The sequence below is a fragment of the Blastococcus sp. MG754426 genome, assembly GCF_021699055.1.
Classification (GTDB): Bacteria; Actinomycetota; Actinomycetes; order Mycobacteriales; family Geodermatophilaceae; genus Blastococcus.
Genome location: NZ_SSXC01000056.1, coordinates 1 through 13,887, shown reverse-complemented (window position 1 = coordinate 13,887; position 13,887 = coordinate 1). Strand labels below are relative to the sequence as shown.

The following is a 13,887-nucleotide window of genomic DNA, read 5'->3' as shown; positions in this document are numbered from 1 at the left end:
GCGGGCGCGGGGCCAGGCCCGACGCGCGCCGGGAGGTCAGGCGGCGGCGGCCGTGCGCGTGGCGTCGCCCAGCCAGGCCACGACGTCGTCGCGGTAGGGCGCGATGCCCTTGTACCCCGCGATGTCCGGGGGGAGCTCGGCGACGATCGCCGCGAGCTGCTCACCCCAGCCGGGGACCTCGACGACCTCGGCCAGCGGCGCCATGTAGGTGCGGATGTTGAAGGTGAGCGTGCCGGTCAGCGGCAACCGGGTGAGGTGCTCCAGCTCGATGCGCAGCTGCAGCCGCCCGAAGTCGCCGTCCCGCACCAGCTGCGGGACGTCGGCGTCCCACTCGGGCTTGACCTCCAGGCTGATGTCCCGGCGCGGGGACCCGTGCGCGGAGAAGGTCCAGTTGACCCGGCGGTAGGTCTGGTCGGTCGTGATGCTGCGCATGAACCGGGTCGCCCGGCTGGTCACGCCGTCCTCGTTGAGCCGGGGCACCGGGCCGTGGATCTCGTCGAGGTGCATGCCGATGTCGAACTTCACCGACCACGCGGCCGCCCAGGTGACCAGCGCGGCGTCGAACCAGAGCCGGCCGCCGCGGTCGCTGACCATGAGGATGTCGTCGGGCACCTGGCAACCGATCCAGGTCAGCGGATCGGTCGGCAGCGTGGCCGCATCACCCAGCACGAACGACTGCTCGATGCCGAGGAGGTCGTTGCGCCAGGCGAAGGCCCCGGACCCGAGGTCGGCCAGGTGCATGGCGTCCGGGCGGGCGGAGACGAGCTCCCGGAGCAGGTACAGGAGCATGTCCCAGCAGGCCGGCTCCATGTGCGGGAGCGCCTGCCGCCGCCCCGGGTCGCGGGCCAGCACGTCGCGGCGGAGCGCCATCTGCTCGGCGTAGTCGTCGCCCAGGTCGACGACGTGCTCGCCCCAGGACCCGGCGGGCGTCTCCACGCGCCGGCGGGCGGGCTCGACGTTGACCGTGTACCGGAAGGTCCGGTCGGCGGGGGCGAAGGGCCAGGGCAGCCGGGTCAGATCGCTCACAGGTCCAGCTCCAGGTGGGTGTCGGCCGCCCGCGACACGCAGGCGAGCAGGTGGGTCGAGGCGAGCCGGTCGGCCTCGTCGAGAACCAGGTCCCGGTGATCCACGCGACCGGCCGCCACGGGCACCAGGCACTGGCCGCAGACGCCCTGCCGGCACATGCTCGGGACCTCGACGCCGGCGGCGAGCACCGCCTCGAGCAGGCTGGTGCCGCTGGGGACCGGGAACTCCCGGCCGCTGCGCCGCAGCCGCGCGGTGAACGGCCGGCCGGGGGAGAGCTCGGGGGCGCGGAAGTGCTCCAGGTGCACCCGGGCGGGCGGCCAGCCCGCCGCCCGTGCCGTCGCGGTGAACAGGTCGAGGACGGCGGCCGGGCCGCAGGCGTGGGCGTGCGTGCCCCAGGGCTGGACGGCCATCCGCTCGCGCAGCGCGTCGGCCAGGGCCACCCGCCCCTGCGCCTCCACCAGGTCCGGTCCGGCGAGCTGGCGCACCTCCTCCAGGTGGGCGGCCTCGCCCGGGCGGTACCCGTAGACCACCTCCACGGGGCGGCCCCACGCCCGGGCGGCGGCCAGGTGCGACAGGATCGGCGTGACCCCGATGCCCGCCGCGACGAGGAACGACTTCCGCGCGGCCAGCTCCGGCCGGAACGCCGAGCGGGGCGGCTCCACCGCAAGCAGGTCACCTGCCCGCAGGACGTCGTGCAGCCAGGCCGAGCCCCCGTCGTCCCCGGTGCGCAGGACCGAGATCCGGTAGTCGCCCGGCGCGATCCCGGAGCCGGTGAGCGAGTACGCGTTGCGGGTGCCGCCCGCCGTCACGACGAGGTGGCTGCCGGGCGCGTACCCGGCCAGCGGGCGGCCGTCCGGGTCCGCCAGCCTGATCTCCCGGACCCGGTCGGTCACCGCGCGGATCCGCGTGACCCGCAGCAGCTGCGTCGCCGGGACGCTCATCCGTGCTCCCCGGCCGCCGTCACCGCGGAGGCCAGGTAGCTGCCCCGGTGCCCCGATGCGTGCTCGTGCACCTCCAGCCGCAGGTCGCACCCGGGGCAGTCGACCTCGGCGCCCGGCGCCACCGCCAGCCGCGCGGTGGTCTCGCAGTGGGCGCAGAAGACCGGGATCGGCCCCCGGTCGACGGCGAAGGCGGTGAGCTCCTCGGGCAGCAGCCCCATCCCGCGGGCCAGGGCGACCAGGGCGAGCACGTCGGCCTCGGGACCGGCCACCAGCACCCGGTCGCCGACGTGCATCCCGTCGAGGCGGCGGGCGAGCGCGGCGGCCGATGTGCCGTCCACGCCCGGGAGCCCCCAGCGCCGCACCGGCCGGCCGTGCTCCCACGCCTCGGCCGCCCACCGGTCGACGACCTCCGCGGCGCGGCCGCCGACCTGCACGAGGAGGAACGTGCGGCCCGCGGGGTCCAGCGCCGGAGGCTGCGCCGACCACGACGGCACGCTGGTGCGGCGCGGGCGGAGCTGCTCACCGGTCAGGACGGCGGTCACGCCGCACCGCGCAGCCAGGCGACGGCGGCCGAGCGGAAGCGGGTGAGGCCCTTGTAGTCGGCCATGTCCTCCGGCAGCTCCTCGAGGACGGCGGCGAACCGGTCCCGCCACGCGGGCACCCGCGCCAGGTCCTCCAGGGGCAGCAGGTGGGTGCGGATGAGGAAGAGCACAGCCCCGGAGCTCGGCAGGCGGACCAGGTGCTGCACTTCCACGCGCAGGTGCAGCCGGGCGCCGAGGTCCTGCTCCAGCACCAGCCGGCGGTCGGGGCCCCACTCGGGGTAGGTCTCGGTGGCCGTGTCCAGCCGCCGGCCGACCGTCATCGTCCAGTTCGTGCGGCGGTAGGCCTCGCCGGGCTGGAGCCGCATGAGGAACTGGTGGGCGCGGTCGATGACTCCCTCCGGGTGCACGCGCGGGACCGGGCCGTGGATCTCGGGGAAGCTCATGCCGACGTCGAAGCGCATCGACCAGTCCGCGGCCGCGGTGACGACGCCGGCGTCGGCCCAGAGCGCGCCCTCGCGCTGGTCCAGCAGCACGAGGTCGTCCTGGACCTGCGGCGCGACGAACTCCAGCGGTCCCGACGGCAGCGTCGCGTCGTCGCCGAAGGTGAACTCCTGCTCGATGCGCAGCAGCGCATTGCGCCAGCGCCAGCGGTCTCCACCGAGGCGGTCCAGCCCGAAGGCGTCCGGGCGGGCGCGCCGCAGCTCCCCCATGACGTAGAGCATCGCGTCCCAGGCGGCCGGCCTCATGTGCGGCAGCTCCTGCAGGCGGGTCGGGTCCGCGGCCAGCAGGGCGGCGCACTCGGCGCTGTCCGAGGCGTAGTGCTCGTCGACGTGCAGCACGTGCTCGCCCCAGCTGCCGGCGGCGGTCGACCGCGGCGCGAGCGCCGGCTCCACGTTCGTGCTGTACCGGTAGGTGTCGGTGGGGAAGGGGAAGGGGAACGAGGCGATGCGGGCGGGCAGGGCCCGGTCGCGGACATCGGTGGCTGTCACAGGTCGAGCTCCAGGGTGGGGCCGGTGCTGCGCGAGACGCAGCACATGAGGCTGTCGGCGGCGGCCTTCTCCGCCTCGCCGAGGAAGAGGTCGCGGTGGAGGGGGGAGCCGGCGACCACGGGGACGCGGCACTCGCCGCACACCCCCTGCCGGCACATGCTGGGCACCGGGACGCCGGAGTCCTCGAGGGCCTCCAGCAGGCTCACGCCGGAGGGGACCGTCAGGCGCCGTCCCGACCGGGCCAGCGTCACCTCGAAGGGGGCGCCCGGGTCGAGCGCCGCGGCGGAGAAGCGCTCGGTGTGCACCCGCGCCTCCGGCCAGCCCAGTCGCTCGGCGGTCCCGAGCACGACGTCGAGGAGGGCGGCCGGCCCGCAGGCGTAGAGGTGCGTGCCCAGCGGGGCGCCGGCGAGGGCGGTCTCGATGCGGGCCAGGAAGACGGCCAGGTCCGGGTGCTCCTCCAGGCGCCGGCCGCAGAGCCGGCGCAGCTCCTCCAGGTGCGCCCCGGCGCCGGGGCGGTAGCCGTAGAGGAGCGTGAAGTCCCGGTTCCAGCGGGCCGCGGCGCGGGCGTGGGAGAGCAGCGGGGTGATGCCGATGCCGCCGGCGACGAGCAGGTGGTGCCGTGCGGTGGCGACCGGGGCGAACGCGCTGCGCGGCCCGTCGGCCGCCACGACGTCGCCGACCACCAGGTCGTGCACCCACCGGGAGCCGCCCGACCCGTCGGGGCAGAGCAGCACCGAGATCGTGTAGCTCTCCGGCGCGATGCCGGAGCCGGTCAGCGAGTAGGCGTTGCGCCGGTCGCCGCAGTGCAGCACGAGGTGGCTGCCCGGCGGGTGGGCGGGCAGCGATCCCCCGTCGGCGGGGACGAACTCGACCGTCCGGATGCCGGCCGCCGCCTCCCGCACGTCGGTCACCCGGAGCAGGAGGGTGCCCGGGCCGGTGCGCCCCGGGGCCTCCACGGGCGCGGGCGGGGACAGCGCGGTCATGCCGGCACCCCCGTCGGCGCGGCGTCCTCGGCGTCCACCATGAAGCCGAGGTAGGCGGCCAACCGCCGGGAGACGTGGTGGTAGACGTGCAGCGTCCGCCCGCAGCCCCGGCAGGTGCAGGTCGCGCCGATCGCGGCGGAGGTCTCCGTCTCGTGCGCGCAGTGGGCGCAGTGCACCCGGCGGGTGGGGACCCCTGTCACGTGGGTCAGCACCTCGGCCGGGACGGCGCCCAGCCGGAGCGCCCGGGCGCGGGCCCGGAGGACGCCGTCCTCCGGGCCCGCCACGAACAGCCGCCAGCCGACCAGGGCCTCGCTCGCGCGGGCGTCCACCCAGGCCAGCGCCTCGGCGGTGGTGCGTGCCCGCAGCACGCTCACCGCCGCGCCGGCGCGCGCGGCCTCGGCCGCCCAGGCCGAGACGACCGGGTCGGCCGCCTCGTCCAGGCCCAGGAGCGCGGCGCTGCGCACGCCCTGGGGGAGGGGCGGTGGAGCGGCCCCCCACCGCGGCACGCTGGTGTGCTCGATCCCCATGCCGGTCAGGGAGCGAAGGACCGCTGGCCGGTGTAGAAACCGAGCGCCCGGTCGGGGGTCTCGAACCGGATCCGCGAGCCCTTCGGGAAGAACAGCACGTCCTTGGGGCGGGCGATCACCTGCACGCCGCTGTCCAGGTCGGTGAGGTGGAACTCGCCCTCCACCACGACCTTCATCTCGTCGTAGGTGTAGGTGTAGTCCAGCGGCTCGCCGGCGAGCAGCTCGAAGAAGCCCGAGCACAGCTCCGAGCCCCCGGGATTGGCGAACGTGTCGCCGATGGCGGCGTTGACGCCGGGGACCTCCATGCTCGGGAGCCCCTCGTAGGTGCCGCTCGCGTGTCCGAAGACCATGGTGCCGGTGGTGGTCATGTCCGCCTCCTCAACGGGATCGTCGGGCGACTGATCCCTGTGGGTGGACGACATGTAACGGCAGTGGACGGTGACGTGGGTGTCGGCCCTGTAACGAGTAGGTGACGGAGGTCGTCGGACGCAGTGACGCGCCTCTCCCGTCCGGGTCATGCGACCGTGGCGGGACCCGTCCCCCTCCCGGACCGGTCCTATGCTCGCGCCGTGGAGGCCATCCCCGAGCCCGGCGGGCACGACGAGGCACCCGGCGGGCAGCTGGAGGACGTCATCGCGCTGCGCGTCCGCGAGTTCCGGCTGGCCAAGGGTGTCTCGCTGGCCGAGCTCGCGCGGACGACCGGCCTCAGCAAGGCGATGCTGTCGAAGATCGAGCACGCCCAGACCTCGTGCAGCCTCTCCAGCCTGGCGCGCCTGGCCGATGCGCTGGCGGTGCCGGTCACCGCGCTGTTCCGGGGCGTGGACGCCGAGCGCGAGGCGGTCTTCACCCCGGCCGGCCACGGTGCGCAGATCATCCGGAGGGGCAGCAACGTCGGGCACCTCTACCAGCTCCTGGGGGCGCTGCGCGGGGAGCACAAGCGGTTGGAGCCGTTGCTGGTCACCCTCACCGAGGCGAGCGAGGTCTTCCCGCTCTTCCAGCACCCCGGCACCGAGTTCATCTACGTGCTCGAGGGTGCGCTGACGTACGGCCACGGCGAGGCCCGCTACGAGATGCGCCCCGGCGACTCGCTGGTCTTCGACGGCGAGGGGCCGCACGGACCGGTCGAGCTCACCGAGCTGCCCATCCGTTTCCTGACCGTCACCGGTTACGGGCACGTCGTCTAGGTCGCTTCCCGCCGGGCGGCGGACCGCCGCCGCCGGCCCGCGCGGCTGACGCGGCCGTTTCGTAACGCAGATTCACGTCGGCGTAACCACGAGCGCGTCCAGCGCCATGAGACTCCGTTTCACGACGTTACACCCGGCGGCCGCGGCCGGTGCTCCGGCACCGGCTCCGAGCGGACGTCCTCCGTGGCGTCGCGCACCGGCCCCCGGTGCGACCCACCGATCTCGTGGCGTGGCCGGCCCCGCCCGACTGACCTGAGGAGAGTGGCTCATGCCCGCAGCCGACCTCGCCTGGCTCCTGGCGGCGTTCGCGCTCGTCCTGCTGATGTTCCCGGGCCTCGCCCTGTTCTACGGGGGCATGCTCGGCAGCAAGAACATGCTCAACATGGTGATGATGGTCATGAGCACGCTGGCCGTCACGAGCGTCCTCTACGTCCTCTTCGGCTACGGGTTGGTGTCGGGTGACTCGCTCGGCGGCTGGGGACTCATCGGCAACCCGGTCGACCACCTCGGTCTGGCCGGCTTCCACGACGACGGCGGCACCGGTGGCGCGGAGGGTGTCTACTGGACCGCCTTCTTCATCCTGTTCGCCGCGATCACGATCGCGATCGTGGCCAGCGGCGCGGCCGGCCGGATGAAGTTCGGCTCGTGGCTGGTCTTCTCCGCCGTCTGGCTGACCCTCGTCTACTTCCCGCTCGCGCACTGGGTGTTCGCCTTCAGCGACGAGGAGAGCGGCGTCGTCGGCGGCTGGATGCGCAACGAGCTGCAGCTGCACGACTTCGCCGGTGGCACCGCCGTGCACATGAACGCCGGAGTCGCCGCCCTGGCGCTGGCGATGGTCCTGGGCAAGCGGCGTTCCCCGACGCACCGGCCGCACAGCCTCCCGCTGGTCGTCCTGGGCGCCGGCATCCTGTGGTTCGGCTGGATCGGGTTCAACGGGGGCTCGGCGGCCGGGGCGAACTTCCTCGCGCAGTACGTCGTGCTGACCACGCTCCTCGCCGGGTCCACCGGCATCCTGGGCTTCCTCCTGGTCGAGAGGCTGCGCGACGGCCACGCGACGACGCTCGGCATGGCCTCCGGCGCCATCGCCGGGCTGGTCGGCATCACCCCCTCGGCGGACACGGTGAACGCCGTCGGCGCGCTCGTGGTCGGCTTCGTCGCGGGCGCGGCCGTCGCCTGGGCGGTGACCTGGAAGACCAGGCTGGGCATCGACGAGAGCCTCGACGCGTTCGCCGTGCACGGCGTCGGCGGCATCGCCGGGACCCTCTGCGTCATGCTCATCGGCGCGTCGAACTCGCCGGGTGGCGTGCAGGGCATCCTGCTCGGTGGGAGCTTCGACATCGTCTGGCGCGAGCTGGTCGCGATCGTCGTCACCTGCACGTTCTCCTTCGTGATGACGTACGCCGTCGCCTGGGTGCTGCAGCGCACGATCGGGCTGCGGGTCGACGAGGCGACGGAGGACGCCGGGCTGGACGTCGCCGTCCACGCCGAGTCGGCGTACGACTTCGACCGGGGGGTCAGCCCGACCCGGGTCGGCGCGACCGTCTACGGCCCCGACCAGGTGCCCCCGGCGCCGGTCGCCGCCGCCCCGAAGTCGCCCGTCTGACACACCGCCGCCTCCCGGCGGCAGTCGCGAGACACACGGAGGCCGGTCCCCGCCGGGGGCCGGCCTCCGGTGCGTCGCGGGGTCCGGCGCAACACGAACCTGGCGCGACCGTAACCCCGCGGTAATCCGCGGAGAGTTCACTCGCAAGTGACAGAGGTTCATGTCAGTGGACAGTCGCAGGAGGATCCCGTGTCGCTCACCGCCACCCGCCCCGATGCCCCGCCGGCGGCCGTCGCGGCCGCACCCGAGGTGCTCGACCTCGCCACGCGGGCCCGCGCCGACGGCACGCAGTTCATCCTGGCGCTCTTCGTCGACCTCACCGGCAAGCCGTGCGCCAAGCTGGTGCCGGTCGAGGCGGTCGAGGAGCTGCAGACCGAGGGCGTCGGCTTCGCCGGGTACGCCGTCGGCGCCATGGGCCAGGAGCCGAAGGACCCGGACCTCATCGCGATCCCCGACCCGGCCTCGTACATGGCGGTGCCGTTCATCCGGCCGGGGCTGGCGATCGTGCACTGCGACCCGCACGTCGAGGGCCGGCCCTGGCCGTACGCGCCACGGGTGATCCTCAAGGAGCAGCTGGCCCGCGCCGCGGAGCTCAACCTGGACCTCAAGGTCGGCGCCGAGGTCGAGTACTTCCTCGTCGAGCGCGGCCCGGACGGAACCCTGCGCCCGGCCGACCCGAAGGACACCGCCGAGCGCCCCTGCTACGACGCCCGTGGGCTCACCCGCATGTACGAGCACCTGACCGAGGTCTCCCGGGCCATCAACTCGCTCGGCTGGGGCAACTACGCCAACGACCACGAGGACGGCAACGGGCAGTTCGAGCAGAACTTCGGCTACGCCGACGCGCTCACCACTGCCGACCGGGTGGTCACCCTCCGATACCTGCTCTCGGTCCTCGCCGAGCAGCGGGGCATGACGGCCACCTTCATGGGCAAGCCGTTCACCGACCGCACCGGCAGCGGCCTGCACATGCACCTCTCGCTGTGGCGCGACGGCGCCCCGGTGTTCCCGGACGCCGGGGACCCCCGCGGCCTCGGGCTCTCGTCGCTGGCCTACTCCTTCCTCGCCGGGCTGATCGAGCACGCCTGCGGCCTGCAGGCGGTGCTCGCCCCGACCGTCAACGCCTACAAGCGCACCGGCGCCACCGGCACGAGGTCCGGCGCCACCTGGTCCCCGCGCGCGGCCTCCTACGGCGGCAACGACCGCACCCACCTGCTCCGCGTGCCGGACGGCAACAGGGTGGAGCTGCGCGGCGGTGACGGCTCGGCCAACCCCTACCTCGCCGCGGCGGCGGCGCTGGCCGCCGGGCTGGACGGGGTGCGCCGGGGGCTGGACCCGGGCGATCCGGGAGCCACCACCAGCAGCCCGCTGCCTCCGACGCTGCTGCACGCGATCGAGGCCCTGGAGGCCGACCCGGTGGTCGCGGGCGCCCTCGACGTCGCCGGCCCGGGAGTCGCGGCCTACTTCGCCGGCCTCAAGCGCGAGGAGTTCTTCGAGTGGCACGGGCAGGTGACCTCCTGGGAGGTCGACCGGTACGTGACCGCCTTCTGACCAGCCTGATCGTCGAGAGGAACGAGCACCCATGTGCGGGATCGCCGGGCTCCACCTGCGGGAGCCCTCCCTGTACCCCCGGCTCGGTGAGCTGCTGACCGGGATGCTCTGCCAGATCACCGAGCGGGGACCCGACTCCGCCGGGATCGCCGTCTACGGCGATCCGCGCTGGTCGCCGCCGGGGCAGTCGACGGTGTCGCTGCTGCCCGGCGACGCGGGCGCCCAGGAGATCGGGACGGCGCTGCGCGAGCGGCTGCCCGAGGCGGTGGTGGTCGACGCCGGGCAGACGCTGGTCGTGCACGCGGCGACCGACCCCGGCGCGCTCGTCGCCGCCGTCCGCGCAGTGGCAGGCGGTGGGATCGTCATCGGCCAGGGTGAGGATCTGGCCGTCCTGAAAGGGGTCGGGCACCCGCAGGCCCTCGCCGCGGAGTTCCGCCTCGAGTCGGCGCAGGGCTGGCAGGGGGTGGCGCACACCCGGATGGCCACCGAGTCGGCGGTGACGCCGCAGGGCTCGCACCCGTTCTCCGTCGGCCCGGACCAGTGCCTGGTGCACAACGGCTCCTTCGCCAACCACGCGACGATCCGCCGCGAGCTCCGGGCCGCCGGCATGACGTTCGACAGCGAGAACGACTCGGAGGTCGGCGCCCGGTTCGTCGCCGCCCAACTGGCCGCCGGCTACGACCTGGAGAAGTCGCTGAAGCTGCTGTGCGAGCGGTTCGACGGCTTCTACACCCTGCTGGTCGCCACCCGGGACAGCTTCGCGGTCGTCCGCGATGCCATCGCCTGCAAGCCGGCCGTCGTCGCCGAGACGCCGCAGTGGGTGGCCATGGCGTCGGAGTACCGCTCCCTCGCCGGGCTGCCCGGCATCGAGAACGCCCGCATCTTCGAGCCCGAGCCGGAAGAGGTCTACGCATGGCAGCGCTGAGCACGCCCCTGGAGTTCGCCGACGGGCGGGTGGAGCTCGCCGAGCCCACCCTGGTGGACCTGGCCGGGTCCGACGTCCGCGCGCTCAACAGCGCGCTGCACGCCGTCGACGTCGCCGAGAAGGCGCCCACCTGGCGCGTCGTGAACCCCGACGGCCGGCACAACATCGCCGTGGGCCTGGACGCCGACGTCGACGTCGTGGTCGACGGGCACGTCGGCTACTACTGCGCCGGCATGAACAAGGCCGCGACCGTGACCGTCAACGGCAACGCGGGCGTCGGTGCCGCCGAGAACATGATGAGCGGGACCGTGCGCATCCGCGGCAACGCCTCGCAGTCGGCCGGCGCCACCGCGCACGGCGGGCTGCTGGTCGTCGAGGGGTCGGCGGCTGCCCGCTGCGGCATCTCGATGAAGGGCGTGGACATCGTCGTCGGCGGCGACGTCGGCCACATGAGCGCGTTCATGGGCCAGGCCGGCCGGCTGGTCGTCTGCGGCGACGCCGGCGACGCGCTCGGCGACTCGCTCTACGAGGCCCGTCTCTACGTGGCCGGCTCGGTGAAGTCCCTCGGTGCGGACTGCGTCGAGAAGGAGGTGCGGGCCGAGCACCTCGCCGAGCTCGCCGGGCTGCTCACCGCCGCGGGGATCGACGCCGACCCGTCGTCCTTCCGCCGCTACGGCTCCGCCCGCCGGCTCTACAACTTCCACGTCGACAACGCCTCGGCGTACTGAGGAGGGGCACCCCGTGACCGACAACACCGCACCGGCCCCGGACCCCGCTCTCCGGGAGTCCGCCACCTTCGACCGCGCGACCATCGCGGACATCCAGCGCGCCGCCGAGACCGGCATCTACGACATCCGCGGCGGCGGCGCCAAGCGCAAGGTCCCGCACTTCGACGACCTGCTCTTCCTGGGGGCCAGCATGTCCCGCTACCCGCTGGAGGGCTACCGGGAGCGCTGCGACACCGACGTCGTCCTCGGGAACCGCAACGCCACGTACCCGCTGCACCTGGCCACGCCGGTCACCATCGCCGGCATGAGCTTCGGTGCGCTCTCCGGCCGGGCCAAGGAGGCGCTGGGCCGCGGGGCCAGCGAGGTCGGCACCTCCACGACCACCGGCGACGGCGGGATGACCCCGGAGGAGCGCGGCCAGTCCAAGCACCTCGTCTACCAGTACCTCCCGTCCCGCTACGGCATGAACCCCGACCACCTGCGCATGGCCGACGCCATCGAGGTCGTGCTGGGGCAGGGGGCGAAGCCCGGCGGCGGCGGGATGCTGCTCGGCCAGAAGATCACCGAGCGGGTGGCCGGCATGCGCACCCTGCCGATGGGCGTCGACCAGCGCAGCGCCTGCCGGCACCCCGACTGGACCGGCCCCGACGACCTGGAGATCAAGATCCGGGAGCTGCGGGAGATCACCGACTGGGAGAAGCCGATCTACGTCAAGATCGGCGCGACCCGCACCTACTACGACGTCAAGCTCGCCGCCAAGGCCGGCGCCGACGTCATCGTCCTCGACGGGATGCAGGGCGGCACGGCCGCGACGCAGGACGTCTTCATCGAGCACGTCGGCATCCCGACGCTCGCAGCGCTGCCGCAGGCCGTGCAGGCGCTCCAGGAGGAGGAGCTGCACCGGAAGGTCCAGCTCGTCGTCTCCGGGGGCATCCGGAACGGTGCGGACCTGGCCAAGTGCATGGCGCTGGGCGCCGATGCAGTCGCGATCGGCACCGCCGCGCTCATCGCACTCGGTGACAACGCGCCGCACCTGGACGCGGAGTACCGCCGGCTCGGATCGGCAGCGGGCTACTACGACGACTGGCAGGCCGGCCGGGACCCGGCCGGGATCACCACCCAGGACGACGAGCTCGCGCAGCGCCTCGACCCGGTGCAGGGCGGGCGACGGCTGGCGAACTTCATCCGGGTGATGACCATGGAGGCGCAGATCATCGCCCGCGCCTGCGGCAAGGCGCACCTGCACTCCCTGGAACCCGAGGACCTGGTCGCGCTGACCATCGAGGCCGCCGCCATGGCCCGGGTGCCGTTGGCGGGCACCAGTTGGATCCCGGGGCACGGGCTGTGACCGCGACGGCGACCGCCGACGTCGTCGTCGTCGGCGGCGGGCTCGAGGGGACGTCCATCGCCTGGTCGCTGGCTCGACGAGGGGTGACCGACGTCGTCGTCTGCGAACGGGACACCGTCGGTTCCGGGGGCACCGGCAAGTCCAGCGGCATCGTGCGGTGCCACTACGGGGTCTCCTCGCTGGCGGCGATGGCCACCCGCAGCCTCGAGCTGTTCGAGAACGCGTCGGAGGTGCTCGGCGAGGACGTCGGCTTCCGGCAGACCGGCTACGTCGTCGGCGTCGGCGAGTCCAACGTGGACGCGCTCCGGGCCAGCCTGGCCAACCAGCGGGCGGTCGGCGTGCAGACCGAGGAGGTCGACCGGGCCGAGGTCGCGCGCCTGTGGCCGGTGGCCGATCTGTCCGACTTCGCCGCCTTCGCCTGGGAGTCGCGGGGCGGCTACGGCGACGCCTACCAGACCGCCCAGGCCTTCGCGGGGGCCGCGCGGCGCCTGGGCGTCCGCGTCCGCCAGGGCACGGCCGTCGCCGAGGTGCTGACCGGCAGCGGCCGGGTGACCGGCGTGCGGCTCGCCGACGGTTCGGTCATCAGCGCGGGCACCGTCGTCGTCGCAGCGGGCCCCTGGTCGGTGCCGCTGCTGGCGCGGCACGGCATCGACCTGCCGATACGGGTGCACCGCGAGCCGATCGTGGTGCTCGACCCCGGCGCCGACCTCGGTCGGGTGCCGGTGTTCTCCGATCTGGTCTCGCTGCAGTACATCCGCACGGAGGGCGGTGGGCGGCTGCTGTTCGGGAACAGCGACCTCTCCACCCCGGAGCCCGCCGACCCCGACGCCTACCTCAACCGAGCCACCGACGACTTCCTGGAGATGGCGGTGGAGAAGATCTCGCGCCGCTTCCCGGGGCTCGAGGACGCCTCGGTCGCCGGCTCCTACGCCGGGTGCTACGACGTGACGCCGGACTTCAACCCGGTCATCTCCGAGACGCCGGTGGAGTCCCTGCTCGTCGCCGCCGGGTTCAGCGGGCACGGGTTCAAGATCTCCCCGGCGGTGGGGCGGCTCGTCGCCGACCTGGTCGTCGACGGCAAGAGCTCGGACGTCGACGTCCCCGAGTCCGACTTCCGGTTGTCGCGGTTCGCCGAGGACGCGCTCCTCACGAGCCCCTTCCCCTACGTGGGCGCGGGGGAGATGCGCTGACCCGGCGCACCCCCGTCCTCGCTCCCGCAGCCGCCCCGGCCCCTCGTGGGGGCGGGCCGGCCGTCCCCACGACCACACCGACGACAGACAGGAACGCAGTGCCCACGACGACGACATCCCCGTCCCGCGTGAAGGCCGTGGTGGCCGTGAAGCCCGGAGCACCCGTGGAGGTGGTGGACGTCCTGGTCCCGCCACCGGGTCCGGGCGAGGCGGTCGTGGACGTGCAGGCGTGCGGGGTCTGCCACACCGATCTGCACTACCGCGAGGGCGGGATCAACGACGACTTCCCGTTCCTGCTCGGCCACGAGGCGGCCGGTGTGGTCTCCGCGGTCGGGGAGGGCGTGACCAAC

Annotated in this window: 15 protein-coding genes; 8 read left to right on the top strand and 7 right to left on the bottom strand. The window is 73.9% G+C overall.

The window, feature by feature from the left end; translation table 11 throughout:
- Positions 1-36: 36 nt before the first annotated feature.
- The 7 genes from E9549_RS16405 to E9549_RS16375 are packed head-to-tail and all read right to left on the bottom strand — an operon-like array spanning position 37 to position 5,376.
- Complete coding sequence (locus E9549_RS16405) at positions 37-1,026, bottom strand: DUF3445 domain-containing protein (protein ID WP_236827661.1); 990 nt, start codon at positions 1,024-1,026, stop codon at positions 37-39.
- On the bottom strand, positions 1,023-1,967 hold the full coding sequence (locus E9549_RS16400; protein ID WP_236827660.1) for a PDR/VanB family oxidoreductase: 945 nt from the start codon (positions 1,965-1,967) through the stop codon (positions 1,023-1,025). The genes E9549_RS16405 and E9549_RS16400 overlap by 4 nt, the downstream gene beginning before the upstream one ends.
- Complete coding sequence (locus E9549_RS16395; RefSeq protein ID WP_236827659.1) at positions 1,964-2,509, bottom strand: dimethylamine monooxygenase subunit DmmA family protein; 546 nt, start codon at positions 2,507-2,509, stop codon at positions 1,964-1,966. Before E9549_RS16395 ends, E9549_RS16400 begins: the two co-directional genes overlap by 4 nt.
- Positions 2,506-3,498 carry a DUF3445 domain-containing protein gene (locus tag E9549_RS16390; protein WP_236827658.1) on the bottom strand — a complete coding sequence of 331 codons (993 nt, stop codon included), beginning with the start codon at positions 3,496-3,498 and terminating at the stop codon, positions 2,506-2,508. The genes E9549_RS16395 and E9549_RS16390 overlap by 4 nt, the downstream gene beginning before the upstream one ends.
- Entirely contained in the window at positions 3,495-4,481 is a 987-nt protein-coding gene (locus tag E9549_RS16385; protein ID WP_236827657.1) for a PDR/VanB family oxidoreductase, read from the bottom strand. The genes E9549_RS16390 and E9549_RS16385 overlap by 4 nt, the downstream gene beginning before the upstream one ends.
- Positions 4,478-5,008 (bottom strand): dimethylamine monooxygenase subunit DmmA family protein, encoded by a 531-nt coding sequence (locus tag E9549_RS16380; RefSeq protein WP_236827656.1) that lies wholly within the window; start codon positions 5,006-5,008, stop codon positions 4,478-4,480. Before E9549_RS16380 ends, E9549_RS16385 begins: the two co-directional genes overlap by 4 nt.
- Before the next feature lie 5 nt (positions 5,009-5,013).
- Positions 5,014-5,376 (bottom strand): hypothetical protein, encoded by a 363-nt coding sequence (locus tag E9549_RS16375; RefSeq protein WP_236827655.1) that lies wholly within the window; start codon positions 5,374-5,376, stop codon positions 5,014-5,016.
- Positions 5,377-5,577: 201 nt separating this feature from the next.
- Between E9549_RS16375 and E9549_RS16370 the strand changes: the two genes are divergently transcribed.
- The 8 genes from E9549_RS16370 to E9549_RS16335 all read left to right on the top strand — a co-directional run.
- Positions 5,578-6,192 carry an XRE family transcriptional regulator gene (locus E9549_RS16370; RefSeq protein WP_236827654.1) on the top strand — a complete coding sequence of 205 codons (615 nt, stop codon included), beginning with the start codon at positions 5,578-5,580 and terminating at the stop codon, positions 6,190-6,192.
- 268 nt (positions 6,193-6,460) lie between these two features.
- Entirely contained in the window at positions 6,461-7,795 is a 1,335-nt protein-coding gene (locus tag E9549_RS16365) for an ammonium transporter (RefSeq protein WP_236827653.1), read from the top strand.
- Positions 7,796-7,984: 189 nt separating this feature from the next.
- On the top strand, positions 7,985-9,346 hold the full coding sequence (gene glnT, locus E9549_RS16360; RefSeq protein ID WP_236827652.1) for a type III glutamate--ammonia ligase: 1,362 nt from the start codon (positions 7,985-7,987) through the stop codon (positions 9,344-9,346).
- Between the two features lie 31 nt (positions 9,347-9,377).
- Positions 9,378-10,271, top strand: coding sequence for a glutamine amidotransferase family protein (locus E9549_RS16355; protein WP_236827651.1), 894 nt, complete (start codon positions 9,378-9,380; stop codon positions 10,269-10,271).
- On the top strand, positions 10,259-10,999 hold the full coding sequence (locus tag E9549_RS16350) for a hypothetical protein (protein ID WP_236827650.1): 741 nt from the start codon (positions 10,259-10,261) through the stop codon (positions 10,997-10,999). Before E9549_RS16355 ends, E9549_RS16350 begins: the two co-directional genes overlap by 13 nt.
- A gap of 13 nt (positions 11,000-11,012) precedes the next feature.
- Positions 11,013-12,347, top strand: a complete 1,335-nt coding sequence (locus E9549_RS16345; RefSeq protein ID WP_236827649.1) for an FMN-binding glutamate synthase family protein — start codon at positions 11,013-11,015, stop codon at positions 12,345-12,347.
- A complete protein-coding gene (locus tag E9549_RS16340) occupies positions 12,344-13,537 on the top strand; it encodes an FAD-binding oxidoreductase (protein ID WP_236827648.1) in 1,194 nt (397 codons plus the stop codon). The genes E9549_RS16345 and E9549_RS16340 overlap by 4 nt, the downstream gene beginning before the upstream one ends.
- 128 nt (positions 13,538-13,665) lie before the next feature.
- Positions 13,666-13,887, top strand: a 222-nt coding sequence (locus tag E9549_RS16335; protein ID WP_236827647.1) for an alcohol dehydrogenase catalytic domain-containing protein, incomplete at its 3' end; no start/stop codon positions are given.